A 25,009-nucleotide genomic window follows, 5' to 3' on the forward strand; every position below is an offset into this window, starting at 1 on the left:
AGGAGGCGTTATGACCCGGTATCAGTTTCCGGAAGGCTTTTTTTGGGGCGCGGCGGCATCCGGCCCGCAAACGGAAGGGATAAGCAACAAGCCGCACCGTTCTATTTGGGATAGCTGGTTTGCCGAACAGCCGGAACGTTTTTATCAGCAGATTGGGCCGCAAACCGTTTGCGACACCTATCATCAGTATCCCCAGGACGTGGCGTTGATGAAGCGGACCGGGTTCAACTCCTTCCGCACGTCGATTCAGTGGTCGCGGCTGATTGATGACTTCGAAACCGGCGCGCCCAATGCGGACGCGGTGCGTTTCTATCATGCCTACCTTGATGAGATGATCGAAAACGGCATTGAACCGATGATTAACCTCTACCACTTCGACATGCCGGAAGCGCTGCAAAAGCAGTACGGCGGCTTTGAGTCGGCGCACGTGACGGATCTCTTCGCGCGTTTTGCCCGCACCGCATTCGAGCTGTTTGGTCACAAAGTGAAATACTGGATCACCTTCAACGAGCCGATTGTGCCGGTTGAGGGCGGCTATCTGTACGACTTCCACTATCCCTGCAAGAAAGACGGCAGGCTGGCGGCGCAGGTGGCGTTTAACATTATGCTGGCCCACGCTAAAGCGGTGCGCGAGTTTCGCGCGCTGGCGCTGGAAAGCGAGATTGGCGTGGTGCTGAATCTGACGCCGTCCTATACCCGCAACGACAGTGCGGAGGATAAAAAAGCGGCGTGGTATGCGGATCTGTTCTTCAACCGCAGCTTTCTCGATCCGCTAGTGAAGCATCAGTTCCCGAAAGAGTTGTGCGAAATTCTGGCCGCGCGCAACTGCCTGCCGGAGGTGACAAAAGCCGACGTGGAGTTGATTACCGGATCGCGCGTCGATTTTCTCGGCGTTAACTATTACGTTCCGCGGCGGGTGAAGGCGCGCGAAAGCGACTATACGCTGGACTATTTCACCCCGGAGTTCTATTTCGAAAACTATGTGAATCCAGAAGGGCGCTTTAATCCTTATCGCGATAATAATGAGATTCTGCCGCAGGCGATTTATGACATTGCCGCCAATATTCGCGATAACTACGGCAATATAAAGTGGTTCCTCGCGGAAATCGGTATTGCGATGGATATTGAGTCGGAAGGCGAACCCGGCGCAGACGGGGTCATTGACGATTCGTTCCGCATCGGCCTGATGGAAGAGCATCTGGTGCAGCTGCACCGCGCGATAGCCGACGGCGCAAACTGCTTTGGCGTGCATCAGTGGACCTTTATCGATAACTGGTCATGGATTAACTCGTTCAAGCGCCGCTACGGTTTCTGGCGGCTCGACCTGCAAACCGGAGAGCGGCAGATAAAGCGCAACGCGCTGTGGTTTGCCGAACTGGCGACCAGCAACGGCTTCAGTTCTGATAAATAGCTCGGCAAAATCCACCGGAGGCGGCGCTTGGCGCGCCTGTCCGGGCTACCAAACCACACGAACTTGTAGCCCGGACTGATGTGCAGTATCGCCTCCGGGAAGTCATACCTACAGGGGCTTCAGATGATCTCCCCGGTGGCGGCTGACGCCTTACCTGGGCTACGGGTCACCGCAGTTTGCGGACAGGTAGCCCGGCTAAGGCGTCAGCCGCGAGCCAGGGGTTATCGGCGCTATTTTTTTATTTCCGCCAGCGAGGCTATCCAGTTCATCGCCAGCTGCGGCCACTCGGCGGCGGGCAGGCCCGTTGTCCCACGGATGCCAAACCCGTGTTTCCCCTCGGCGAACAGATGCAGCTCGGTCGGCACCTGCTGCGCGCGCAGGGCGTTAAACATCACCAGCGCGTTATCCACCGGCACGGAAGGATCGTCCACCGCGTGAAAAATAAAGGTCGGCGGCGTCTGCGGCGTGACGTTCTGTTCCGGTGAATAACGACGCTGCCGCTCTGCCGTCGGCGTTTCGCCAATCAACGCCTTGCGCGATCCGGGATGGGCAATCGGCGGAACCATAGAAATAACCGGATAGCCGAGCACCGCGAAATCCGGCCGCGCGCTCTGCTGGTCGATAACATCCACGGCGGCGTAAGCCGGTTCGCTAAAACGGGTCTCCAGGCTGGCCGCCACGTGTCCGCCGGCGGAAAAGCCCATAATTCCGATTTTTTGCGGGTCGATACGCCACTCGGCGGCCCGTGCCCGCAGGGTACGCAGCGCGCGCTGGGCATCGGCCAGAGGCGCATCGCTGCCCTCCGCATGACCGTCCGCGGGCATCCGGTAGGTCATCACAAACAGGGTATAGCCCCGGGCGTTAAACACCGGGGCAAGATCGCTGCCCTCTTTATCCAGCACCACCCGCTGATAAGAGCCGCCCGGCGTCACCAGCAGCGCGATACCGTTGGGCTTCTCCGGCGCGTAAACGGTAATTGTCGGAGCGCGAACGCCGGTGACCGCGCGATCGGGCAGCGAGGGGTCTTTGCTGCGCTCCACCAGCGATTCGCTCGCCGGGCTGTTTTTCGCGCCGGGCGCTTCACCGCCGGGCCAGACAGAAAAGGTGGGCAGAGAGGAAAATGCAGCCTGAGAAGAGAAAAGCAAAGCGATGGCGGCGGCCAGAGGTAAACGCGTCATAAGCATCTCCATTAAGGAAAAGGCTTATTTATCATTGATGAGCGGCGGGTAACGCGAGTTGTCTCACAGAACGCTGTTTCATTAAAATCAAAATGAAACAGCGTTCTGAAGATGTGCCTACTGCAGCTGGTCTTTATGAATACCCAAGCGTTTCATGCGCGAAAGCAGAGTGGTGCGCTTTAACCCCAGGCGCTGGGCCGCGCCCTTCGGTCCGGCGACCACGCCGTTGCTCTCTTTCAGCACCCGGACAATCAGCTGGTATTCATCTTCGCCTTCCTCCGGCAGTACTTCCGCCGCCAGCGGCTCCGGCTCGATGCTCATTTCCGGCAAGGAGAGCTGCAGCACGCTGCCGCGGGTCAGCAGCACCGCGCGCTCAATGACGTTTTCCAGTTCACGCACGTTGCCCGGCCACTCCATGCGGCTGAGAAGGCGCAGCGTTTCCGCCGGAATGCTGTCGATATTGCGTCCCAGACGGCGGGCGATTTTAAAGGTGAAGGCCTTCACCAGTAGCGGAATATCGTCCGGACGCTCGCGCAGCGGCGGCAGGTGGATCGGAAAAACGTTCAGCCGATAGTAGAGATCGCTGCGAAATTCGCGATCGGCGACCATCTGCTTAAGATCGCGGTTGGTCGCGGCGATCAGGCGCACGTCGGTATGAATCAGCTTATTGCTGCCGAGACGCTCGAACTCCTGCTCCTGCAACACGCGCAGCAGCTTCGGCTGTAGCTCAACCGGCATATCGCCCACTTCATCAAGGAAAAGCGAGCTTTTGTCCGCCAGTTCGAAACGGCCGATACGCTGGGCGCTGGCGCCGGTGAAAGCGCCGCGCTCGTGGCCAAACAGGTCGCTTTCCAGCAGCCCGGCGGGCATCGCCGCGCAGTTCATTTTGACCATCCGCCGGCTATTGCGGCCGCTCAGATTATGAATAGCGCGGGCAATCAGCTCCTTACCGGTGCCGGTTTCGCCGAGGATCAGCACCGTGCTGTCGCTCTGCGCCACCATCTCCACCTGCTTGAGCACGCTGTTCATCGCCTCGCTGCGGCCAATGATTTCGCCAAACTCGCTCTCCACGTTGTTGAGCTGTTCGGTCAGGGCGAGGTTCTCATCGACCAGCCGCTCTTTCAGGCGCTGAATTTCGCGGTAGGCGAGGGCGTTGTCGATGGCAATCGAGACGCGCTCGGCGATTTGCCGCAGCAGCTTAAGGTTGGTGGTGGTGAAGACTTTCTCATCGCACTGCGCCAGTTTTAGCACCCCGAGCAGGGTATTGCCGGACATTAACGGCAGCAGGCACAGGGTCTGAATTTTGTTATCCCACATCTCGAAAAGCATTTTTTCGTACGGCGCCAGCGGATCATGCTCGTGCAGATTGAGCAGCAGCATCTCTTTGCTTTTGAAGACCCGCTCGGTCAGGGTGCCGGCTTCATCCACTTCGCTCTGGTCGTGCACCGGATGGCTGGCGTCGAGGTAGTGGGTGGAGTAGATGTTGAGCTTGCCTTTGCGGTTGCTGCGCAGCACCACGCTGATGGCGTCGATGCGGAAGTAGCGGTGGATCTCTTTGGCCACTTCGCTGACCAGCTCGTCGATATCCAGCCGCGAGAGCACGGCGTTGGTGATCGCCACGAGGATGCGGAAGTTATCGCGCTCGTGGCACAGCAGGTCGTAATCGACGTTGTTGCTGACCCGGCTCTGGATCTGCTCGGTGACCACGGCGACGATTTGCGTAAAAGTGTGTAGCCGCTGGTACTCTTTTTCAGTCCATGGGCGGTTGTCGTCGCGAATAAATTCGCAGCCGCCGAAGATGCGGCCTTCCGCCGCCAGCGGCAGCAGGCAGTAATAGCCAAAGGTGGGATAGAGTCCGCTTCGGGCGAGCTGCGGCCATGTCTCGGCAAAGGTGGCGCGATCGCAATGCAGCGCATCCGGTCGGGACAGCAGGCGTCGAACCGGGCCGTTGGCGAGGACGGTTTCATCTTCGTAGCTCACCGGATGTCCGGCATCGTCGCAGGCGTGCCTTGTCGCGCGATGGTTGCCGGAATGCCACAGAATAATCGCCGCCCGGTCGGCGAGCGCGGACTGCTGCACCAGGCCGGTCAGCGTCTCGCTCAGCGCGGCCAGATCCGGCTGCTGTAATAAAATGCGGGTGATATCAAACAGACCCTGCTGCCCAAGATCGCCCATCGGTGTATACGACATTGCTTAAGTCCAAAAGCGCCGCAAAGCGGCGCAGAAGAAAGTGATGACACAAATAATAGTCTGTTTATAAAGCGGTTGTTACCGCCGTCCACCCATCCGCGGTTGCCCGCGGGTTTGGGCGGGATAATCATGCTGGTTTTGCCCGGCTCGCGCTGCGCTTAGCCGGGCTACAGGTGTGCGCAGTTTTGTAGCCCGGATAAGGCGTTAGCCGCAATCCGGGGTCCCGCACCGTTAACAAATTCTCGGCAGCGGCTCGGCGTGAGGAAGATCCAGCGTACGTTTGACGCCGTACAGGCCGATGGAGCGCACGCCCGCGCGCGGCACGACCTCGCCGATTATCGCCGCATCGCGGCCTAACGGATGGGACCGTAAATGCGCAAGTACGCTTTCCGCCGCCTCGCGGGCGACGGCGATCAACAGCTTGCCTTCGTTGGCAAAATTAAGCGCGTCCAGCCCCAGCAGCTCGCAGACGCCGCGCACGGTCTCGTTCACCGGCAGCTTATTCTCATGCAGCTCAATCCCGCAGCCGCTGGCGGCGGCGAACTCGTGGGCCACCGCGTTAACCCCGCCGCGGGTGGCATCGCGCAGGGCTTTCACGCCAGCGACGTCGCGCAGCGTCTGAATCAAGGGCGTCAGCACCGCGCAGTCGCTGGACAGCGCGCCGTCCAGCCCCATCTGCTCGCGCAGGTTAAGAATCGTCGCCCCGTGATCGCCAAGCGTACCGCTGACCAGCAGCACGTCGCCGGCGCTAATCTGCTGCGCCCCCCAGCGAATACCGGTGGGGATCACGCCGATCCCGGCGGTATTGATAAACAGCTTATCCGCCGCCCCGCGCGGCACCACTTTGGTATCGCCGGTAACAATGGCGATACCGGCCTCCCGGGCGGTCTGCGCCATGCTGTTCACCACCGCTTCGAGGGTGGCCATCTCCAGCCCCTCTTCGAGAATAAACCCGCAGGAGAGATAGCGCGGCAGCGCGCCGCTCACCGCTACATCGTTCGCCGTACCGCACACCGCCAGCTTGCCGATATTACCGCCGGGGAAAAACAGCGGATCGATAACGTAGCTGTCGGTGGAGAAGGCGAGCCTGTCGCCCTGCGCGCTAAGCTGAGCGAGATCGAGACGCGCCTGATCTTCCTGCTCCGCCAGCCAGGGGTTGGCGAAAGCCTGCATAAACAGGTCGCCGATCAGCTGCTGCATCGCCTGACCGCCGCTGCCGTGGGCTAACTGAACGCTTTTCATGCTTCGATTTCCTGACTGCGATATTGATACCAGGCGGCGCAGGCGCCTTCCGATGAGACCATCAGCGCGCCGAACGCGCTCTGCGGGTTGCAGGTCTTGCCGAACAACGGGCACTGGTGCGGCTTACAGCGGCCGGTCAGCACCTCGCCGCAGCGGGCGCGAGGGTCGTCGCTGACCCGCTGCGGCGCCGGGCGGAAATGCGCCTCGGCGTCGAAACGCTGGTATGCCGTCGTCAGATGCACGCCGGAGTCGCTAATCACCCCCAGCCCGCGCCACTCGCTATCGCCGCTAAGGCAAAACACCTCGGCGATGGCCGACTGCGCCAGCGGATTGCCCGCATCGGGCACCACCCGGCGATACTGGTTCTCCACGTTGCTGTGCCGCGCTATTGTCTGCTCAACCAGCATCACCGCGCCTTGCAGTAGATCAAGCGGTTCGAATCCTGCCACCACCAAAGGACGATGATAGTCGCTGGCGATAAAACCGTAGGCGTCGGTGCCAATTACCATGCTGACGTGACCGGGGGCGAGAAACGCGTCGATACCGTTATCCGGCTGGTCGAGCAGGCTGCGCAGGGTCGGCAGCAGGGTGATGTGCTGGCAGAAAAAGTAGAAGTTGGCGACGCCGCGCTCGCGGGCCTGACGCAGGGTCAGGGCGGTGGCGGGCATCGTCGTTTCAAAACCGAGTCCGAAGAACACTACTTCACGCTCGGGGTTCTGCTGCGCCAGCTTAAGGGCATCCATCGGTGAATAGACGATGCGGACGTCGGCGCCGCGCGATTTCGCCTGCAGCAGCGAGCCGTTTTTTCCCGGCACGCGCATGGCGTCGCCAAAGGTGCAGAAAATCACCCCCGGACGGCTGGCGATATCGATACAGGCGTCAATGCGTCCCATCGGCAGCACGCACACCGGGCAGCCGGGCCCGTGAATAAACTCGATATTTTCCGGCAGCAGCTGGTCGAGGCCAAATTTAAAAATGGCGTGGGTATGGCCGCCGCACACTTCCATAATGCGCAGCGGACGGTCGGCGGTATGCGGTAGAAGGCGCGCGCGCTGCCGGAGATGTTCCACCAGCTGCATCACCTGTTCCGGGGCGCGGTATTCATCGACATAACGCATTTACCGCTCCTCGCCGTACAGCAGCGCGCCGACGTCCGGCTCGACTTCAAACATATTTTGCAGCGCTTCGAGGGTGTCGCGGGCTTCGGCTTCGTTGATGACGCTCATGGCGAAACCCACGTGGACCAGCACCCACTGGCCGAGACGCGGCTGGCCGCGATCGTCGACCGCGCCCACCAGGGTCAGGTCGACTTCGCGCTGAATGCCGCACACTTCTACCTTCGCCAGATTGCCGTCAATGGCGCAGATTTGTCCGGGAATGCCTATGCACATTGTTGCGTCTCCAGCCAGCTAAGCCACTGGTCCATGCCTTCGCCGCTGGTGGCGGAGAGCAGGATGATGTCAATATCCGGGTTCACCTCGCGGGCGCAGGCCAGACACTTCTCCACGTCAAAGTTGAGATACGGCAGCAGGTCGATCTTGTTAAGCACCATCAGGCTGGCGGCGGCGAACATATGCGGATATTTCAGCGGTTTGTCTTCGCCTTCGGTGACCGACAGTACTGCCACTTTATGACGTTCGCCGAGGTCAAAGCTCGCCGGGCACACCAGGTTGCCGACATTTTCGATAAACAGGATCCCACGGTCATTCAGCGGCAGGCGCGGCGCGGCGTCGGCGATCATTTGCGCGTCGAGATGGCAGCCTTTGCCGGTGTTGACCTGAATAGCAGGTGTGCCGGTGGCGCGGATGCGCGCGGCGTCGTTCACCGTTTGCTGATCGCCTTCAATCACCGCGCAGGCGGTTTTCGCTTTCAGCCGCAGCAGGGTTTCCGTCAGCAGGGTAGTTTTGCCGGAGCCGGGGCTGGAGACCAGGTTCAGCACCAGCTGGTTTTTAGCGGCGAAGCGCGCGCGGTTGCGGGCGGCCAGACGGTTGTTTTTATCCAGCACGTCGATTTCCACTTCCAGCATCCGCCGCTGGCTCTGGCCCGGCGCGTGGGTACCCGCCTCGCCGTGACCGTAGTGCAGGTCGCCCACCGCCGAGCGGGTAGGGGAAAAGTTATCGGTTTTCACGCCGGTAATGTTCATCATCCGGCGCGGGGCGGGCGCGAAGGGGGCGCTGCGAAACGCCGAATGCGGGTTATGCTCATCGCCTTCTATATAAAGGTTGCCTTCACCGCAGCCGCAGGTTGTACACATAATCTTATTACTCCACTTCTAGTCGCTGAATCTGTAAGCCGTCATCCGCCACGATTTGCAGCCGGTCGCTCTGACACTGCGGGCAGCGGCGCACGTGCTGCGAGATGAGATGCACGTACTGCTGGCAGGTTTCACACCAGCATTCAGCCTGTTGTTCGGCGATATGCAGCTCGCAGCCTTCCGCCAGCGTGCCGCGGCACACCAGCTCAAAGCAGAAGGTCAGCGCGCTGGCCTCCACGCAGGAAAACGCCCCGACCTTCAGCCACACGCCGGTGACCCGACGCGCGCCGGCCTGCTGCGCCTGCTGTTCGATAATTTCCAGCGCCCGCTGGCTAAGGGTGATTTCGTGCATGGTGCCTCCGTATCGCGATGGCCCTTTAATGCAATAACGATGCCAGGTCACAAGTAATGTCACGAAAATGTCGATGACGCGCGTCAGACATCGTCATCGACATGTCTTTCTGCCGGCCGGTATTTAATAAATTATTTTAAAATCAACTAATTAAATATTGGCATGAAAAGTGCTTAACCGGTGAATCTCATACAACGGGGGATCCGGGATGACTATTTGGGAATTAAGTGAAAAGGCGGACTACATCGCCGATCGTCACCGCCAGCATCAGGAGCAGTGGCACACCTATTGCAACTCGCTGGTACAGGGAATAACCCTGTCGAAAGCGCGTCTGCATCACGCCATGAGCTGCGCGCCGGATAAAGAACTGTGCTTCGTACTGTTTGGCCATTTTCAGGTCTACGTCGCGCTGGCGGAAGGGTTTAACAGCCACACCATCGAGTATTACGTGGAAACCAAAAACGGCGACGACAGGCATCTGATCGCTCAGGCCACGCTGGGCGCGGATGGCACTATCGATGGCCGGATCAGCAACCGCGATCGCGAGCAGGTTCTCGAGCACTATCTGGCGACTATCGCCAGCGTTTACGACCGTCTCTACGAGGCTATCGAACAAGACCAGCCGGTGGATTTAAGCCACCTGACGCTGGCCCGTTAATCGTCAGGTGTCGACAAGTGTCGAAGCTGACACCTGCGCAACCTGTTTTCGTCAAAAATGACTTTCACCTGAGGATGACCCGGTGAACCGTTTTGTAATTGCTGACTCCACCGTCTGTATCGGCTGTCGCACCTGCGAAGCCGCCTGCGCTGAGACTCACCGCCAGCATGGCCTGCAAGCCATGCCCCGGCTGCATTTAATGCGCAATGAAAAAGAATCCGCGCCGCAGATGTGCCACCAATGTGAAGATGCGCCCTGCGCCGCCGTCTGCCCGGTTAACGCCATTAATCGCGTCGATGGCGCGGTGCAGCTCAATGAGAGCCTGTGCGTAAGCTGCAAGCTGTGCGGCATCGCCTGTCCGTTCGGCGCCATTGAGTTTTCCGGCAGCCGTCCGCTGGATATGCCGGCTAACGCCAATACCCCCCTGGCCCCCGCCGCGCCGCCGGCGCCGGCCCGCGTCAGCTCGCTGCTCGACTGGGTGCCGGGCGTGCGCGCCATCGCCGTCAAATGCGACCTATGCCACTTCGACGAGCAGGGCCCGGCGTGCGTTCGCACCTGCCCGACTAACGCGCTGCTGCTGGTGGATATCCGCGATATCGCCCAGGCCAGCAAGCGTAAGCGGCAGCTGACCTTTAATACCGATCTCGGCGATCTGTCGCTGTTCCAGGCGCAACAAGGGGACGTGAAATGAGTGTGATTTCCTTAGTGAATCAGGCGGTGGCCTGGTACGCCGCCAGCGCGGTGCTGGCGTTTCTGTTCGCCCTGCGCAAACCGCTGAGCGGGGCGATCGCCGGGATCGGCGGCGCGGTCGCCAGCGCGATGCTGGTGCTGGCGGGCGGAACGGCGCTGCTAATGCCGGAGCGCGTCAACGGCGGTATGCTGCAGATGCTGCACCTGACCCTGCGCGTGGGCGGCGTCAACGCGCTGTGGCTGTTGGCGATCGGCCTCTCGGCGCTGCCGATTTCGCTGTTCAATATCGCCTGGCATCGCCATCCGCAGGTCAAAGCGAACGGCCTGCTGGTGAACCTGTTGCTGGCCGCTGCGACCTGCGCGGTGGTGGTGACGAACTTCGGCGCGCTGGTGGTGATGGCGGAGATTATGGCGCTCTGCGCCGCGTTTCTTACCGGCTGCGCGCAGTCCGGCAAGCTGTGGTTTGCGCTGGGGCGTCTGGGTACGCTGCTGATGGCGTGGAGCTGCTGGCTGGTCTGGTCGTCCTACGGCACCCTTGAGCTGGCGCAGATTACCCAACAGGCGATGGCGGCGCCGCAGAACGCGCTGCTGTGGCTGCCGGGCCTGGTTGGTTTTGCGCTGCTGGCTGGGGTCATTCCGCTGCACGGCTGGGCGCCGCAGGCTCACGCCGGCGCCAGCGCGCCAGCCGCCGCGCTGTTTTCCACGGTGGTGATGAAAGTCGGTCTCTACGGCATCCTGACGGTGTCGCTGGCCGGTAGCGTACCGCCGCTGTGGTGGGGGGTAATGCTGCTGGTGCTGGGCATGATCACCGCCTTCGTCGGCGGACTGTACGCCCTGATGGAGCACAATATTCAGCGCCTGCTGGCGTACCACACCCTGGAAAACATCGGCATTATCCTGCTCGGCCTCGGGGCGTTCGTCACCGGCGTGGCGACCCATAACCCGACCCTGATGGTGCTGGGTTTTATCGGCGGCATGTATCACCTGATCAACCATAGCCTGTTAAAAACCACCCTGTTCCTCGGCGCGGGGGCGGTGTGGTTCCGTACCGGTCATCGCGATATCGAGAAGCTCGGCGGCATCGGCAAGAAAATGCCGCTGATTTCGCTCTCCATGCTGGTGGGCCTGATGGCGATGGCCGCGCTACCGCCGCTGAACGGCTTCGCCGGGGAGTGGGTGATCTATCAGTCCTTCTTCAAGCTGAGCACCGGCGACGCGTTTGTTGGTCGTCTGCTCGGACCGCTGCTGGCGGTGGGCCTGGCGATTACCGGCGCCCTCGCGGTGATGTGTATGGCGAAAGTCTACGGCGTCACCTTCCTCGGCGCGCCGCGTAGCAAAGAGGCGGAAAACGCCACCTGCGCGCCGGGGCTGATGACCTTTAGCGTGGTGCTGGCCGCCGTCTGCTGCGTGATTGGCGGGGTTGCCGCGCCGTGGCTGCTGCCGCTGGTGAGCGGGGCGTTTCCGGTGCAGGCGGAGGTCTCCAGCGTGGTGTCTCAGCCGCTGATCGCCATTCTGCTGATCGCCTGCCCGCTGCTGCCGCTGCTGCTGATGATCTTCTTTAAGGGCGATCGCCTGCCGGCGCGCTCCCGCGGCGCGGCCTGGGTCTGCGGCTACGACCATGAGAAATCCATGGTGGTGACCGCCCACGGTTTCGCCATGCCGGTGAAAGAAGCCTTTGCGCCGATCCTCAAGCTTCGCCACTGGCTGAATCCGGTGCGCCTGGTGCCCGGCTGGCAGAGCGCCTCCGCGCCTGCGCTGTTTCGCGGCGTGGCGCTGGTTGAGCTGGCGGTACTGGTGGTGATTGTGATTTCCCGAGGAGCCTGAGAATGAGCGTATTAATTGCATTGCTGCAGGCGCTGGTGCTGTTCGCCGCCGCGCCGCTGTTGTCCGGGGTGACCCGCGTCGCCCGCGCGCGTCTGCATAACCGCCGCGGTCCGGGCGTGCTGCAGGAGTACCGGGATATCGTGAAACTGCTGGGGCGCCAGAGCGTTGGCCCGGACGCCTCCGGCTGGGTCTTCCGCCTGACGCCGTACGTGATGGTCGGCGTGATGCTGACCATCGCCACCGCGCTGCCGGTGGTGACCGTTGATTCGCCGATGGCGGGGCTGGGCGACCTGATCACCCTGATCTACCTGTTCGCTATCGCCCGCTTCTTCTTCGCTATTTCCGGCCTTGATACCGGCAGCCCGTTTACCGCTATCGGTGCCAGCCGCGAAGCGATGCTCGGCGTGCTGGTGGAGCCTATCCTGCTGCTCGGCCTGTGGGTCGCGGCGCAGGTCGCCGGTTCCACCCATATCAGCAGCATCACCGACACCATTTACCACTGGCCTGTCGCCCGCACTCTTCCGCTAATTCTGGCGCTGTGCGCCTGCGCCTTCGCCACTTTTATCGAAATGGGCAAGCTGCCGTTCGACCTGGCGGAAGCGGAGCAGGAGCTTCAGGAAGGCCCGCTCTCGGAATACAGCGGCAGCGGCTTCGGCGTGCTGAAGTGGGGCATTAGCCTCAAACAGCTGGTGGTCCTGCAAATGTTCGTCGGCGTATTTATCCCGTGGGGACAGATGACCAGCTTTAGCGTCGGCGGTCTGCTGCTGGCGCTGGTGGTTGCCGTCATCAAGCTGGTGCTTGGCGTGCTGGTGATTGCGCTGTTCGAAAACAGCATGGCGCGTCTGCGCTTTTGCGCCACCTCCCGCGTCACCTGGGCCGGGTTTGGTTTTGCCTTTTTAGCCTTCGTCTCCTTGCTGGTGGCGTGATTTAAGAGAGTTTGAGCATGTCTGAAGAAAAAATCGGTCAACACTATCTCGCCGCGCTGCATCAGGCCTTTCCGGGCGTGGTGCTGGATGAAGCCTGGCAGACCAAAGACCAGTTGACGGTCACGGTAAAGGTCAACTACCTGCCGGAAGTGGTCGAGTTCCTGTACTACAAGCAGGGCGGCTGGCTGTCGGTGCTGTTCGGCAACGACGAACGCAAGCTCAACGGCCACTACGCCGTCTACTACGTGCTGTCGATGGAGCAGGGCACGAAGTGCTGGATCACCGTGCGCGTGGAAGTGGACGCCAATAAACCCGAGTATCCGTCGGTGACGCCGCGCGTGCCTGCCGCCGTGTGGGGCGAGCGCGAAGTGCGCGATATGTACGGTCTGATCCCGGTCGGTCTGCCGGACGAGCGCCGGCTGGTGCTGCCGGACGACTGGCCGGATGAACTCTATCCGCTGCGTAAAGACAGCATGGACTACCGCCAGCGTCCGGCGCCGACCACCGACGCGGAAACCTACGAGTTTATCAACGAGCTGGGCAGCAAGAAAAACAACGTGGTGCCGATTGGCCCGCTGCACGTTACCTCCGATGAACCGGGCCACTTCCGCCTGTTCGTTGACGGCGAAAATATTATCGATGCCGACTACCGCCTGTTCTACGTCCATCGCGGGATGGAAAAGCTGGCGGAAACCCGGATGGGCTACAACGAAGTCACCTTCCTGTCGGACCGCGTGTGCGGTATCTGCGGCTTCGTCCACAGCACCGCCTACACCACATCGGTGGAGAACGCGATGGGCATTGTGGTGCCGGAGCGCGCGCAAATGATCCGCGCCATTCTGCTGGAGGTGGAGCGCCTGCACTCGCACCTGCTGAACCTCGGCCTCGCCTGCCACTTTACCGGCTTCGACTCCGGGTTTATGCAATTCTTCCGCGTGCGCGAAACCTCGATGAAGATGGCGGAAATTCTTACCGGGGCGCGTAAAACCTACGGCCTGAACCTGATTGGCGGCATTCGTCGCGATCTGCTGAAAGAGGACATGATCCAGACCCGCCAGCTGGCGCAGCAGATGCGCCGCGACGTGCAGGAGCTGGTGGATATGCTGCTCAGCACGCCGAATATGGAGCAGCGTACCGTGGGTATTGGTCGTCTCGACCCACAAATCGCCCGCGACTTCAGCAACGTTGGCCCGATGGTGCGCGCCAGCGGCCACGCCCGTGATACCCGCGCCGACCACCCGTTTGTCGGCTACGGCCTGTTGCCGATGGAAGTGCACAGCGAGCAGGGCTGCGATGTCATCTCGCGCCTCAAGGTGCGCATCAACGAAGTTTACACCGCGCTGAACATGATCGACTTCGGCCTCGATAACCTGCCGGGCGGCCCGCTGATGGTGGAAGGCTTCACCTATATTCCGCACCGCTTCGCGCTCGGCTTCTCGGAAGCGCCGCGCGGGGATGATATCCACTGGAGCATGACCGGCGACAACCAGAAGCTGTACCGCTGGCGCTGCCGGGCGGCGACCTACGCCAACTGGCCGACCCTGCGCTATATGCTGCGCGGCAATACCGTCTCCGACGCGCCGCTGATTATCGGCAGCCTCGACCCGTGCTACTCCTGTACCGACCGCATGACCGTGGTCGACGTGCGCAAGAAGAAAAGCAAAGTGGTGCCATACAAAGAGCTGGAGCGCTACAGCATCGAGCGTAAGAACTCGCCGCTGAAATAAGGAATCGCCATGTTTACCTTTATTAAAAAAGTCATCAAAACCGGCACCGCGACGCACTCATACCCGCTGGAGCCGATGCCGGTGGATAAAAACTTCCGCGGCAAACCGGAGCATAATCCGCAGCAGTGCATCGGCTGCGCCGCCTGCGTTAACGCCTGCCCGTCGAACGCCCTGACGGTGGAGACCGATCTGGCCACCAATCAACTGGGGTGGCAGTTCAACCTCGGGCGCTGCATCTTCTGCGGACGCTGCGAAGAGGTCTGCCCGACGGCGGCGATTAGGCTCTCTCAGGAGTACGAGCTGGCGGTGTGGAAAAAAGAGGATTTCCTCCAGCAGTCGCGTTTTGCCATCTGCCACTGTCGGGTATGTGAACGACCGTTCGCCGTACAGAAAGAGATCGACTACGCCATCGCGCTGCTCAAACACAACGGCGACAGCCGCGCCGAGCTGCATCGCGAAAGTTTTGAGACCTGCCCGGAGTGTAAACGCCAGAAGTGCCTGGTGCCGTCCGACCGTATTGAACTGACTCGCCATATGAGAGAGGCCAGCTGATGAGCAATTTATTAGGCCCGCGCGATGAAAACGGCATTCCGGTGCCGATGACGGTGGATGAATCCATCGCCAGCATGAAGGCCTCGCTGCTGAAAAAAATTAAGCGTTCCGCCTACGTCTATCGGGTGGACTGCGGCGGCTGCAACGGCTGCGAAATCGAGATTTTCGCTACCCTGTCGCCGCTGTTCGACGCCGAGCGTTTTGGTATCAAAGTGGTGCCGTCGCCGCGTCACGCCGATATTCTGTTGTTTACCGGGGCGGTGACCCGGGCGATGCGTTCTCCCGCGCTGCGCGCGTGGCAGTCCGCGCCGGACCCGAAAATCTGTATCTCCTACGGCGCCTGCGGCAACAGCGGCGGCATTTTCCACGACCTCTACTGCGTGTGGGGCGGGACCGATAAAATCGTGCCGGTAGACGTCTATATTCCCGGCTGCCCGCCGACGCCTGCCGCGACGCTGTACGGCTTCGCGATGGCGCTGGGCCTGCTGGAGCAGAAAATCCACGCCCGTCTGCCGGGCGAGCAGGATGAACGGCCGACCGAGCTTCTGCACCCGGATATGGTACAGCCGCTGCGGGTGCGCATTGACCGCGAAGCGCGTCGCCTGGCGGGCTATCGCTATGGTCGCCAGATTGCCGACGACTATATGCGCCTGCTGGCGCAGGGCGATAGCCAGGTGGTGCGCTGGCTGGAGGCGGAAAAAGATCCGCGTCTGACCGAGATCGTCACCCATTTGAACCAGGTGGTCGAGGGAGCGCGTATCCGATGAGCGAGACGGTGGTGTTCAGTCAGCTGAGCCGTAAATTTATTGATGAGAACGACGCGACGCCTGACCAGGCGCAGCAGGTGGTCTATTACAGCCTGGCGATTGGCCACCACCTCGGCGTCATCGACTGCCTCGAGGCGGCGCTGAGCTGCCCGTGGCAGGCGTATCTGGCGTGGATTGCGACCCTCGAAGAGGGCAGCGTCGCACGGCGCAAAATGGAAGGCGTGCCGAAGTACGGCGAGATCGTGATCGATAGCAATCATGTGACGATGCTGGCCAACGCTTTTGATAAAGCGCAGGCCCGGCAGACCCCCGAGCAGCAGGCGTGGAGCAAAACCCTGCTCAGCATGCTGCATGATATTCACCAGGAAAGCGCCATCTACCTGATGGTGAGGAGACTCCGTGACTGACGTTTTACTCTGTGTTGGCAATAGCATGATGGGCGACGACGGCGCAGGCCCGCTGCTGGCGGAGATGTGCGCGGCTAATCCCGTCGGCGAGTGGGTGGTGATTGACGGCGGCAGCGCGCCGGAAAACGATATTGTTGCTATTCGCGAGCTGCGCCCTGAGCGCCTGCTGATCGTCGATGCCACCGATATGGGGCTGAATCCCGGCGAGATCCGCATCGTCGACCCGGATGATATTGCCGAGATGTTTATGATGACTACCCACAATATGCCGCTCAACTATCTGATCGATCAGCTAAAAGAGGATATCGGCGAGGTGATTTTCTTAGGCATTCAGCCGGATATCGTCGGCTTTTATTACCCAATGACCCAGCCGATTAAGGACGCGGTCGAGGTGGTGTACGCGCGGCTTGATGGCTGGCAGGGGCAGGGCGGTTTTGCGGCACTTGAAGCCGCAGAGGAGCCGGCGTTCCCCGGCTAAGCGCAGCGCAAGCCGGGAGTTTGGTCAGGGGGAGCAAGTTTACTTTTTTCCCCGGGTCGCGGCGTAAACGCCCTACTCGGGCTACGGCTACTCTCCGGGCTACCGGTCCGCGAGCGTTGATGAACCTGTAGCCCGGCTAAGCGCAGCGCGAGCCGGGGAAATTACCGTGTTGCAAGTGTTTGCCAGGCTGAGCATCCCTCAGTCCGCGGGGCACACTACGCCAAATCTTCCCCGTTGCTGGCAATCACCTTCTTATACCACCAGAACGACTTCTTACGTCTCCGCGCCAGCGTGCCGTGACCGGCGTCGTCGCGGTCGACGTAGACAAAGCCGTAGCGCTTGCTCATCTCGCCGGTGGAGGCGGACACCAGATCGATACAGCCCCAGCTGGTGTAGCCCATCACCGGAATGCCATCCGCGATGGCGTCGCCCATCGCCTTAATATGCTCGCGCAGATAGCTGATGCGGTAGTCGTCGTTAATCTCGCCGTTAGCGTCAATCTCATCCCGCGCGCCGAGACCGTTTTCCACAAGGAACAGCGGTTTCTGGTAGCGGTCATACATCATATTCATGGTGATGCGCAGGCCGAGCGGGTCGATGCCCCAGCCCCATTCGCTGGCCTGAATATGCGGGTTCTTCAGTGACTTAACAATATTGGCGGCGTTGGTGTTGCCGGCGTTCATCTCCGCCGACGCGCAGCGCGAAGCGTAGTAGCTGAAGGAGACGAAATCGACGGTATGGCGCAGGATTTCATCATCGCCCGCTTCTTTGGCGATGGTCACACCTTTCTCGCGGAATACCCGCGCCGCCCACACCGGATACGCGCCGCGCGCCTGGACATCGATAAAGAACAAGTTCTCGCGATCTTTCTCCAGCGCCATCCACACGTCTTCCGGCTTACAAGAGTAAGGGTAGAAATTGCCGCCCGCCAGCATACAGCCGACCTGATTTTGTGGATTCACCTCGTGGGCGATTTTGGTCGCTAAGGCGCTGGCGACCAGTTCATGATGGGCGGCCTGGTATTTCACCTGCTCCTGATTTTCCCCCTCTTCAAACACCAGACCGGCGCCGGAGAATGGGCTATGCAGCATAATGTTGATTTCATTGAAGGTAAGCCAGTACTTCACTAACCCATCAAAAGCTTCAAAACAGGTGCGGGCGTAGCGGGTGAAGAACTCCACCATTTTTCGATTGCGCCAGGAGCCGTATTCGGTAACCAGGTGCATCGGCACGTCGAAATGGCACAGCGTCACCAGCGGCTCGATATTATGCTTTTTACACTCCTCGAACAGCGAGCGATAAAAGGCGATCCCTTCCGGGTTCGGCTCTTGTTCATCACCTTTTGGAAACAGGCGGCTCCAGGCGATAGAGGTGCGGAAGACGCTAAAGCCCATCTCGGCCATCAGGGCGATATCTTCTTTATAACGATGATAAAAATCGATCGCCTCGTGGCTCGGGTAGAACTCATCGTCGCGCGGCGCGAAGCGTTTCTCCTGCCCCAGCTTGACCGCCAGGCGGTGCGCGCCGTGGGGAATCATATCGACGGTGGTCGGCCCTTTGCCGCCCTCCAGATATGCCCCTTCGGACTGGTTGGCGGCCAGTGCGCCGCCCCATAAAAATCCCTGTGGAAAAGTCGCCATGCATTACCTCGTTAATAAAATGGTGTTCAGGCGTGAGAAGCCTGGGCGCCGGCCTGACGCTGTCTGGCGTCGGCGGCGGCTTCTTCTTGCGGAATATCTTCAAAGCCGAGCATCAGCGTCAGGACAAACGACAGCACTACCGCCAGCGCCATGACGCCAAAGACCCAGACGATGGTCATCGGATTGGCCGGGTCGAAAAACTGGACGCTGGTAAACAGGCCCGGCGCCGCCATTGAGTGGCTGGCGAGCCCGGCAATGCCGGCCACCGCGCCGCAGATAAAGCCGCTGATCAGGCTGGCGATTAGCGGTCGCTTCAGCCGCACCGCCACGCCGTACAGCGCCGGTTCGGAAATCCCCGCCAGAATCGCGGAAGCCGCGGCAGCCAGCGCCGTCTGGCGCAGCTCCGGGTTTTTGGTTTTCCACGCCACCGCCAGCGATGAGCCGCCCAGCGACAGGTTGGCGCCGATTTCCGACGGCATCACCATGCCCTCTTTGCCGGTTTCGGCGATGGTCTGAATGATAGTCGGCGTGAAGACGCGGTGCATCCCGGTCATCACCAGCAGCGGCCACAGGGCGCCCATAATCGCCACCGACAGCCAGCCGAGGTAGCTGTGGATCGTATAGACCAGCGCGGAAATGGCGCTACCGATCCAGATGCCGAGCGGGCCAATCAGCAGAATCGACAGCGGGGCGGCAATCAGCACAATCAGCATCGGCTTGAGGAAGTTTTTCGTCACCGCCGGGGTGATACGGTCGACCCAGCGTTCGATATAAGAGAGGCACCATGTCATCACCAGCGCCGGGATCACGGTATAGGTGTATTTCACCGCCGTCACAGGAATAAAGGCGAACTCCACGTGCTCGCCCTGGGCGGCTTTGGCCATCAGCTCGATAAAGCTCGGGTGCACCAGCACCCCGGCAATCGCAATCGCCAGCGACATATTGGTTTTGAACTTCACCGCCGCGGAAGCCGCAACCATCAGCGGCAGGAAGAAGAACGCGCCGTCGCCGATAACCGTCAGAATAGTCAGCGTTGGCGCGCCTTTGGGCAGCGCGCCGGTCATCTCTAAGATCATCGCCAGCAGCTTGACCATCGATCCGCCGATAATTGCCGGGATCAGCGGCGACATAGTGCCGATCAGCGCATCGAGGATCCCGGCACCGATGCGCTTCAGGGTGATCGGCGGTTTTCCCTGCGGTTCGGCAGGGCGCAGTTCTCCCGGCAGCAGGGCGACCACCTCGCGGTAGGCCTGGGAGACGGTATTGCCGATGATGACCTGGCACTGGTTATCGCTACGCACGACGCCGAGTACGCCTTTTAGCCCTTTGAGGGTGGCGCTGTCGACCCGCTCGTTGTCTTTGACCACAAAACGCAGGCGGGTCATGCAGTGGGTGACGGCGGCCACGTTATCTGCGCCGCCAATTGCCGCCACAATCTGCTGCGCCAGAGCTGCATAATTTTTAGACATCGGATTTTATCCTGTTTATCAATGGGATACTGGCTTGTCACCGCGCCGGAAAGCGGAGCGGCATCATGCATACATAGGAAACCGGTTCCACAAAATCATGATTAGTTTCATGAATGCATACAAGAAATAAAAAAATAAGATCTCGATTTTGTGATTTTGATCGCTGTGTGCGCATCAGCGCGGGAGACGCACAAATGCTGAAAAAGCGCAGCGCGTGCAGTACACTGCGGGCAACATTGGCAACAGGAATAACCACATGGCAACGATGCTGGAGGTAGCGAAGCGCGCGGGGGTGTCGAAGGCCACCGTTTCGCGGGTGCTGTCGGGGAACGGCTATGTCAGCCAGGAGACCAAAGATCGCGTCTTCCAGGCGGTGGCCGAAAGCGGTTACCGGCCGAATCTGCTGGCGCGCAACCTGGCGACGAAAAAGACGCAGACCCTCGGGCTGGTGGTGACCAACACCCTTTATCACGGCGTCTATTTCAGCGAACTGCTTTACCACGTGGCGCGGATGACCGAAGACAAAGGGCGGCAGCTGATCCTCGCCGACGGCAAGCACAGCGCGGAGGAGGAGCGCGAGGCGATTCAGTATCTGCTCGATCTGCGCTGCGATGCGATTATTATCTATCCACGCTTTCTCAGCGTTGATGAGATGGATGAGATTATCGAAAATCATGAGCGGCCGATTATGGTGCTCAACCGCCGCCTGCGCCGCAACGCCAGCCACTGCGTCTGGTCCGATCAAAAAGCCTCGGCGATGATGGCGGTGGAAAAGCTTATCGCGCTGGGTCATCGGCAAATCGCGTTTATTACCGGTTCGCTGGATTCGCCAACCGGCGTCGAGCGTCTCTCGGGTTATAAAGACGCGCTGGCCCGCCACGGCATTACGCCGAATAACGATCTGATCGTCGAAGGGCGCTGGTCGCCGGAAACCGGCGCGGCGGGAGTCGAGACGCTGCGCCAGCGCCGCGTCGGCTACAGCGCGCTGGTGGCGAGCAACGACGATATGGCGGTTGGCGCGATGAAACAGCTGCATCAGCTCGGCGTTAAGGTGCCGGAGCAGGTTTCGGTGGTGGGCTTTGACGATATCGCGCTGGCGCCGTTTATGGTGCCGGCGCTCTCCAGCGTCAAAGTCCCGGTGACGGAGATGATCAAAGAGAGCATCAACCGGCTGATCTTTATGCTCGACGGCGGCGATTTTAAATTTCAGCAAACCTTTTCCGGCGAGCTGATTGAACGCGACTCAATGGTCCCCGGCCCGCACGCCTGACGTCGTCAGCTGTCATCGTCACAACTGACGATGACAGTCTCTCCCGTATTTATCTCCTTTAATATCAGTATTATAAAAATTGGAACGCATTATGCATACTCCGGCGCGTAACCTTCTTATAGCTGGAGAAATGGATGAACCGTTTCATTATCGCCGACGCGAGCAAATGCATCGGCTGCCGCACCTGTGAAGTGGCCTGCGTGGTCTCTCATCAGGAAAATCAGGACTGCGCCGCGCTGACGCCAAAAACCTTTTTACCGCGTATTCACGTGATCAAAGGCGTCAACGTGTCGACGGCCACCGCCTGTCGTCAGTGCGAGGACGCCCCGTGCGCCAACGTCTGCCCGAACGGCGCTATCAGCCGCGACCAGGGCTTCGTCCACGTGATGCAGGAGCGCTGCATCGGCTGCAAAACCTGCGTGGTGGCCTGTCCGTACGGCGCCATGGAAGTGGTGGTGCGCCCGGTTATTCGCCACAGCGGCGCGGGGCTGAACGTGATAGCGGAAAAAGCCGAAGCCAACAAATGCGACCTGTGCTATCACCGTGAGGAAGGCCCGGCCTGTATGGACGCCTGTCCGACCCACGCGCTGATTTGCGTCGACCGCAACAGGCTCGAACAGATGAATATCGAAAAACGCCGCCGCACCGCGCTGGCCTGGTAATCCGGCCGCGCAATGAACGGGGTGCAAATCCGCATTCGCGGTAAAGTGCAGGGGGTGGGATTCCGCCCCTTCGTCTGGCAGCTGGCGCAGCAGCTGGGGCTGCGCGGCGACGTGTGTAACGACGGCGACGGCGTACTGGTGCGCCTTGTCGGCGATGATGCGGCCTTTCTCAGCGCGTTAACCCAGCGTTGCCCACCGCTGGCGCGTATCGACAGCGCGGCGGCCGCGTCATTCGTCTGGGCCGCCGAGCCGCCGGGCTTTACCATTCGCCAAAGCGGAGCCGGAAGCATGCGCACGCAGATTGTGCCCGATGCCGCTACCTGCCCGGCATGCCTGGCTGAGATGAACAACCCGCGAGAACGCCGCTACCGCTATCCGTTTATCAACTGCACCCACTGCGGGCCGCGCTTTACCATTATTCGCGCTATGCCCTACGACCGCCCACTGACCTCTATGTTGCCGTTTCCTCTTTGCTCCGCCTGTGCGACGGAATATGGCGATCCTGCCGATCGCCGCTTTCACGCGCAGCCGGTAGCCTGCGCCGAGTGCGGCCCGCAGCTGGAATGGCGCGGCCCGCAGGGGCATTTATTTGGCGAGGCGGCTCTTGAAGCGGCGACGGCTCGCCTGCTGGCGGGCGATATTGTGGCGGTGAAGGGGTTGGGCGGTTTCCATCTGCTGTGCGATGCCGGAAACCCTGAGGCCGTCGCGAAGCTGCGGGCGCGCAAGCATCGCCCGGCGAAACCGCTGGCGGTGATGCTGGCGACAACGGCGGGGCTCAGCAAACCGGCGCTGACGCTGCTGACCTCTCCCGCCGCGCCGATCGTGTTGCTGGAGAAAACGCAGGTGGCCGGCCTGTGCGACCAGATTGCGCCAGGGCTTGCGGAAGTAGGGGGGATGCTGCCATCTAATCCACTGCAGCATTTACTTTCGCAGGCGCTGGCGCGCCCATTAGTGATGACCTCCGGCAACCTCAGCGGCCGCCCGCCGGCGTTAACCAACGCCGGGGCGCTGGCGGATTTAGCCGGAATTGCCGACGGTTTTCTGCTGCATAATCGCGAGATTGTGCAGCGGATGGACGATTCCGTGGTGCGGCAAAGCGGCGAGATGCTGCGCCGCGCCCGCGGCTACGTGCCGGACGCGCTGGCGCTGCCGCCGGGTTTCCACGACGTACCGCCGCTGCTGGCTCTCGGCGCGGATATGAAAAATACATTCTGCCTGCTGCGCGGCGATGAAGCGGTGCTCAGCCAGCATTTTGGCGATCTCGACGAGGAGGGCGTCGAGGCGCAGTGGCGGCAAGCGCTGCGTCTGATGCAGGAGATTTACGCTTTTACCCCGCAGCGGGTGGTTGCCGACGCCCATCCCGGCTACCGCGCTTCGCGGTGGGCGGCGTCGCTGGCGCTGCCGGTGGAGCGCGTGTTGCATCATCATGCCCACGCTGCCGCCTGCCTGGCCGAGCACCGCTGGCCGCTGGAGGGCGGCGACGTGATTGCCCTGACGCTCGACGGTATCGGGATGGGGGAAAACGGTGAGCTGTGGGGCGGCGAGTGCCTGCGGGTCAACTATCGCGAGTGCGAGCATCTCGGCGGTCTGCCGGCGGTGGCGCTGCCGGGCGGCGACCTCGCGGCGCGTCAGCCGTGGCGCAATCTGCTCGCCCACTGCCTGGCGTTCGTCCCTGAATGGCAGAATTATGCCGACACCGCCGCACTACGCCAGCAAAGCTGGCCGCTGCTGGCGCGGGCAATCGAGCGCGGTATTAATGCGCCGCAGGCATCGTCGTGCGGGCGTCTGTTTGACGCCGTCGCCTGCGCGTTGGGCTGCGCCCCGCTCACCCTGAGCTATGAAGGGGAAGCGGCGTGCCGTCTGGAAGCGCTGGCGGCGACCTGCGAAGGGATTGATCATCCGGCGATGCTGCCGTGGCGCGATGGAAAACTGGATCTGGCGACGTTCTGGCAGCGGTGGCTGAGCTGGCAGGCGAGCCCGGCGCAAAAAGCCTGGGCCTTTCATGATGCGCTGGCCCGCGGGCTGGCGGCCATGATGCGCGATTGCGCGAACGCACGGAATATTCACACGCTGGCCTTCGGCGGCGGGGTACTGCACAACCGCCTGCTGACGGCGCGATTGACCTTTTATCTGGCCGATTTTACTCTGCTCTTTCCGCAGCAGCTGCCCGCAGGCGATGGCGCGATTGCCCTCGGTCAGGCGGTTATCGCTGCGGCCCGCCTGCAGGCTTAAAGGACACCGATATGATAGTGACGATTTTGCGTCAGCAGCCGCGCGCAGCGGCGCTGGTGCTGGCATTGATTGCCGCCAATTTGCTGGCCTGGGGCTGGGCATCTGCGGCGTTCGGCGGTAGCGGCGCGCTGATGGCCGCCAGCCTGCTGGCCTGGGGTTACGGTCTGCGCCACGCGGTGGACGCCGACCATATCGCGGCGATCGACAACGTGACCCGCAAAATGATGCAGCAGGGGAAGCGACCTTTTGCCGTTGGCGCGTGGTTCTCGCTGGGTCATTCGTCGATTGTGGTGCTGGCGTCGGCGGCGATTGCCGCGACCGCCACCGCGTTTGGTCAGCAGATGAGCTGGTTTCACGAGACCGGCAGCGTTATCGGTACCGCCGTATCGGCGCTGTTCCTGCTGGTGATGGCCTTTATCAACCTGGTTATTTTGCGCAGCGTCTGGCGCAGCTTTCGGGCGTGGAAGCAGGGCGAAAAGGTGAGCGATGAGGTCATGACCGGCGGCGGCATGATGAGCTGGCTGTTCGGTAAAACCTTCCGCCTGATTAGCCGCAGCTGGCAGATGTATCTGGTGGGCTTTCTGTTTGGCCTCGGCTTTGATACGGCGACGGAAATCGGCGTGCTGGGGATTTCGGCGGCCAGCGCGTCGAGCGGGATGTCGATTTGGTCGATTATGATTTTTCCGGCGCTGTTCGCAAGCGGGATGGCGCTGGTGGATACGCTCGACAACGTGCTGATGGTCGGCGCCTACGGCTGGGCGTTCAGTAAGCCGCAGCGTAAGCTCTATTACAATATGACCATTACCGGCACCTCGGTGGTGGTGGCGCTGTTTATCGGCGGTCTGGAAGCGCTGGGGCTGTTGATGGATAAGTTCTCCCTCAGCGGAGGCGTCTGGCGCTGGGTCGGCGCATTGAACGACCATCTCGGCGACGCCGGTTTTGTGGTGGTCGGGCTGTTCGTGGCCTGCTGGGTGCTGTCGGTGCTCAACTACCGCTGGCGCGGATACGATAACCTGGCGCGGTAGGTTGGGCATTTCCCCGGCTCGCGCTACGCTTAGCCGGGCTACCAAACCCGAGCGC

Annotated in this window: 23 protein-coding genes; 14 read left to right on the top strand and 9 right to left on the bottom strand. The window is 61.2% G+C overall.

Translation table 11 applies throughout. From position 1 onward, the window contains the following. The first annotated feature begins 10 nt into the window (after window positions 1-10). Entirely contained in the window at window positions 11-1,411 is a 1,401-nt protein-coding gene (locus EGY08_RS21450; RefSeq protein WP_004124144.1) for a glycoside hydrolase family 1 protein, read from the top strand. 230 nt (window positions 1,412-1,641) lie between these two features. Here the strand turns inward: EGY08_RS21450 and EGY08_RS21455 are convergent, their stop codons facing one another. The 7 genes from EGY08_RS21455 to hypA form a co-directional block, all read right to left on the bottom strand. After that, on the bottom strand, window positions 1,642-2,589 hold the full coding sequence (locus EGY08_RS21455; RefSeq protein WP_123828885.1) for an alpha/beta hydrolase: 948 nt from the start codon (window positions 2,587-2,589) through the stop codon (window positions 1,642-1,644). 117 nt (window positions 2,590-2,706) lie between these two features. Then, window positions 2,707-4,779, bottom strand: coding sequence for a formate hydrogenlyase transcriptional activator FlhA (flhA, locus tag EGY08_RS21460; protein WP_004124140.1), 2,073 nt, complete (start codon window positions 4,777-4,779; stop codon window positions 2,707-2,709). Window positions 4,780-5,010: 231 nt separating this feature from the next. Then, on the bottom strand, window positions 5,011-6,021 hold the full coding sequence (gene hypE, locus EGY08_RS21465; RefSeq protein ID WP_004124137.1) for a hydrogenase expression/formation protein HypE: 1,011 nt from the start codon (window positions 6,019-6,021) through the stop codon (window positions 5,011-5,013). Then, entirely contained in the window at window positions 6,018-7,139 is a 1,122-nt protein-coding gene (gene hypD, locus EGY08_RS21470) for a hydrogenase formation protein HypD (RefSeq protein ID WP_049113431.1), read from the bottom strand. Before hypD ends, hypE begins: the two co-directional genes overlap by 4 nt. Next, entirely contained in the window at window positions 7,140-7,412 is a 273-nt protein-coding gene (locus EGY08_RS21475) for a HypC/HybG/HupF family hydrogenase formation chaperone (RefSeq protein WP_004104861.1), read from the bottom strand. Then, window positions 7,403-8,275 carry a hydrogenase nickel incorporation protein HypB gene (gene hypB / locus EGY08_RS21480; protein ID WP_004124116.1) on the bottom strand — a complete coding sequence of 291 codons (873 nt, stop codon included), beginning with the start codon at window positions 8,273-8,275 and terminating at the stop codon, window positions 7,403-7,405. The genes EGY08_RS21475 and hypB overlap by 10 nt, the downstream gene beginning before the upstream one ends. Before the next feature lie 7 nt (window positions 8,276-8,282). Continuing rightward, window positions 8,283-8,627, bottom strand: coding sequence for a hydrogenase maturation nickel metallochaperone HypA (gene hypA, locus EGY08_RS21485; RefSeq protein ID WP_004124103.1), 345 nt, complete (start codon window positions 8,625-8,627; stop codon window positions 8,283-8,285). A gap of 208 nt (window positions 8,628-8,835) precedes the next feature. Between hypA and hycA the strand changes: the two genes are divergently transcribed. The 9 genes from hycA (at window position 8,836) to hycI (ending at window position 16,656) form a co-directional block, all read left to right on the top strand. After that, window positions 8,836-9,285, top strand: a complete 450-nt coding sequence (gene hycA / locus EGY08_RS21490; RefSeq protein WP_004124100.1) for a formate hydrogenlyase regulator HycA — start codon at window positions 8,836-8,838, stop codon at window positions 9,283-9,285. 82 nt (window positions 9,286-9,367) lie between these two features. Then, window positions 9,368-9,976, top strand: a complete 609-nt coding sequence (locus EGY08_RS21495; protein ID WP_004124097.1) for a 4Fe-4S dicluster domain-containing protein — start codon at window positions 9,368-9,370, stop codon at window positions 9,974-9,976. Beyond that, the gene (hycC, locus tag EGY08_RS21500) at window positions 9,973-11,799 is read left to right on the top strand and encodes a formate hydrogenlyase subunit 3 (protein WP_049123288.1); all 1,827 of its coding nucleotides are present in this window, start codon (window positions 9,973-9,975) and stop codon (window positions 11,797-11,799) included. The genes EGY08_RS21495 and hycC overlap by 4 nt, the downstream gene beginning before the upstream one ends. 2 nt (window positions 11,800-11,801) lie before the next feature. Continuing rightward, window positions 11,802-12,725, top strand: coding sequence for a respiratory chain complex I subunit 1 family protein (locus tag EGY08_RS21505; RefSeq protein ID WP_049115888.1), 924 nt, complete (start codon window positions 11,802-11,804; stop codon window positions 12,723-12,725). A 17-nt stretch (window positions 12,726-12,742) separates the two neighbouring features. Beyond that, on the top strand, window positions 12,743-14,452 hold the full coding sequence (gene hycE, locus EGY08_RS21510; RefSeq protein ID WP_123828886.1) for a formate hydrogenlyase subunit HycE: 1,710 nt from the start codon (window positions 12,743-12,745) through the stop codon (window positions 14,450-14,452). Between the two features lie 9 nt (window positions 14,453-14,461). Further along, window positions 14,462-15,004, top strand: a complete 543-nt coding sequence (locus EGY08_RS21515; protein ID WP_004124086.1) for a formate hydrogenlyase complex iron-sulfur subunit — start codon at window positions 14,462-14,464, stop codon at window positions 15,002-15,004. Continuing rightward, window positions 15,004-15,771, top strand: a complete 768-nt coding sequence (locus tag EGY08_RS21520) for an NADH-quinone oxidoreductase subunit B family protein (RefSeq protein WP_004124084.1) — start codon at window positions 15,004-15,006, stop codon at window positions 15,769-15,771. Before EGY08_RS21515 ends, EGY08_RS21520 begins: the two co-directional genes overlap by 1 nt. Continuing rightward, window positions 15,768-16,178, top strand: a complete 411-nt coding sequence (locus EGY08_RS21525; protein ID WP_049115891.1) for a formate hydrogenlyase maturation HycH family protein — start codon at window positions 15,768-15,770, stop codon at window positions 16,176-16,178. Before EGY08_RS21520 ends, EGY08_RS21525 begins: the two co-directional genes overlap by 4 nt. Continuing rightward, the gene (gene hycI, locus EGY08_RS21530; RefSeq protein ID WP_004124080.1) at window positions 16,171-16,656 is read left to right on the top strand and encodes a hydrogenase maturation peptidase HycI; all 486 of its coding nucleotides are present in this window, start codon (window positions 16,171-16,173) and stop codon (window positions 16,654-16,656) included. Before EGY08_RS21525 ends, hycI begins: the two co-directional genes overlap by 8 nt. Window positions 16,657-16,871: 215 nt before the next feature. Here the strand turns inward: hycI and EGY08_RS21535 are convergent, their stop codons facing one another. Next, the gene (locus EGY08_RS21535) at window positions 16,872-18,296 is read right to left on the bottom strand and encodes a 6-phospho-beta-glucosidase (protein WP_049113978.1); all 1,425 of its coding nucleotides are present in this window, start codon (window positions 18,294-18,296) and stop codon (window positions 16,872-16,874) included. Between the two features lie 26 nt (window positions 18,297-18,322). Then, window positions 18,323-19,765 carry a PTS cellobiose/arbutin/salicin transporter subunit IIBC gene (gene ascF, locus EGY08_RS21540; protein WP_004124072.1) on the bottom strand — a complete coding sequence of 481 codons (1,443 nt, stop codon included), beginning with the start codon at window positions 19,763-19,765 and terminating at the stop codon, window positions 18,323-18,325. Window positions 19,766-20,021: 256 nt separating this feature from the next. On the opposite strand from ascF, the gene EGY08_RS21545 reads away from it, so the two are divergent. The 4 genes from EGY08_RS21545 (at window position 20,022) to EGY08_RS21560 (ending at window position 24,954) form a co-directional block, all read left to right on the top strand. Next, complete coding sequence (locus tag EGY08_RS21545; RefSeq protein WP_049113981.1) at window positions 20,022-21,035, top strand: LacI family DNA-binding transcriptional regulator; 1,014 nt, start codon at window positions 20,022-20,024, stop codon at window positions 21,033-21,035. 134 nt (window positions 21,036-21,169) lie between these two features. After that, window positions 21,170-21,697 (top strand): electron transport protein HydN, encoded by a 528-nt coding sequence (gene hydN, locus EGY08_RS21550; RefSeq protein WP_004124065.1) that lies wholly within the window; start codon window positions 21,170-21,172, stop codon window positions 21,695-21,697. A gap of 12 nt (window positions 21,698-21,709) precedes the next feature. Beyond that, window positions 21,710-23,929: a carbamoyltransferase HypF gene (gene hypF / locus EGY08_RS21555; protein WP_049123354.1), complete on the top strand. Its 2,220-nt coding sequence runs from the start codon at window positions 21,710-21,712 to the stop codon at window positions 23,927-23,929. A gap of 11 nt (window positions 23,930-23,940) precedes the next feature. Further along, window positions 23,941-24,954 (top strand): HoxN/HupN/NixA family nickel/cobalt transporter, encoded by a 1,014-nt coding sequence (locus EGY08_RS21560; RefSeq protein ID WP_123828887.1) that lies wholly within the window; start codon window positions 23,941-23,943, stop codon window positions 24,952-24,954. The last annotated feature ends 55 nt before the right edge of the window (window positions 24,955-25,009 follow it).

This window comes from Klebsiella sp. FDAARGOS_511 (assembly GCF_003812845.1).
Lineage (GTDB): Bacteria > Pseudomonadota > Gammaproteobacteria > Enterobacterales > Enterobacteriaceae > Klebsiella > Klebsiella grimontii.

Excerpts from the sequence above, each read along its gene's own strand:
- EGY08_RS21450 (WP_004124144.1), top strand. The coding sequence starts at position 11 with ATGACCCGGTATCAGTTTCCGGAAGGCTTTTTTTGGGGCGCGGCGGCA.
- EGY08_RS21455 (WP_123828885.1), bottom strand. The coding sequence starts at position 2,589 with ATGACGCGTTTACCTCTGGCCGCCGCCATCGCTTTGCTTTTCTCTTCT.
- flhA (WP_004124140.1), bottom strand. The coding sequence starts at position 4,779 with ATGTCGTATACACCGATGGGCGATCTTGGGCAGCAGGGTCTGTTTGAT.
- hypE (WP_004124137.1), bottom strand. The coding sequence starts at position 6,021 with ATGAAAAGCGTTCAGTTAGCCCACGGCAGCGGCGGTCAGGCGATGCAG.
- hypD (WP_049113431.1), bottom strand. The coding sequence starts at position 7,139 with ATGCGTTATGTCGATGAATACCGCGCCCCGGAACAGGTGATGCAGCTG.
- EGY08_RS21475 (WP_004104861.1), bottom strand. The coding sequence starts at position 7,412 with ATGTGCATAGGCATTCCCGGACAAATCTGCGCCATTGACGGCAATCTG.
- hypB (WP_004124116.1), bottom strand. The coding sequence starts at position 8,275 with ATGTGTACAACCTGCGGCTGCGGTGAAGGCAACCTTTATATAGAAGGC.
- hypA (WP_004124103.1), bottom strand. The coding sequence starts at position 8,627 with ATGCACGAAATCACCCTTAGCCAGCGGGCGCTGGAAATTATCGAACAG.
- hycA (WP_004124100.1), top strand. The coding sequence starts at position 8,836 with ATGACTATTTGGGAATTAAGTGAAAAGGCGGACTACATCGCCGATCGT.
- hycC (WP_049123288.1), top strand. The coding sequence starts at position 9,973 with ATGAGTGTGATTTCCTTAGTGAATCAGGCGGTGGCCTGGTACGCCGCC.
- EGY08_RS21505 (WP_049115888.1), top strand. The coding sequence starts at position 11,802 with ATGAGCGTATTAATTGCATTGCTGCAGGCGCTGGTGCTGTTCGCCGCC.
- hycE (WP_123828886.1), top strand. The coding sequence starts at position 12,743 with ATGTCTGAAGAAAAAATCGGTCAACACTATCTCGCCGCGCTGCATCAG.
- EGY08_RS21515 (WP_004124086.1), top strand. The coding sequence starts at position 14,462 with ATGTTTACCTTTATTAAAAAAGTCATCAAAACCGGCACCGCGACGCAC.
- EGY08_RS21520 (WP_004124084.1), top strand. The coding sequence starts at position 15,004 with ATGAGCAATTTATTAGGCCCGCGCGATGAAAACGGCATTCCGGTGCCG.
- EGY08_RS21525 (WP_049115891.1), top strand. The coding sequence starts at position 15,768 with ATGAGCGAGACGGTGGTGTTCAGTCAGCTGAGCCGTAAATTTATTGAT.
- EGY08_RS21535 (WP_049113978.1), bottom strand. The coding sequence starts at position 18,296 with ATGGCGACTTTTCCACAGGGATTTTTATGGGGCGGCGCACTGGCCGCC.
- ascF (WP_004124072.1), bottom strand. The coding sequence starts at position 19,765 with ATGTCTAAAAATTATGCAGCTCTGGCGCAGCAGATTGTGGCGGCAATT.
- EGY08_RS21545 (WP_049113981.1), top strand. The coding sequence starts at position 20,022 with ATGGCAACGATGCTGGAGGTAGCGAAGCGCGCGGGGGTGTCGAAGGCC.
- hydN (WP_004124065.1), top strand. The coding sequence starts at position 21,170 with ATGAACCGTTTCATTATCGCCGACGCGAGCAAATGCATCGGCTGCCGC.
- hypF (WP_049123354.1), top strand. The coding sequence starts at position 21,710 with ATGAACGGGGTGCAAATCCGCATTCGCGGTAAAGTGCAGGGGGTGGGA.
- EGY08_RS21560 (WP_123828887.1), top strand. The coding sequence starts at position 23,941 with ATGATAGTGACGATTTTGCGTCAGCAGCCGCGCGCAGCGGCGCTGGTG.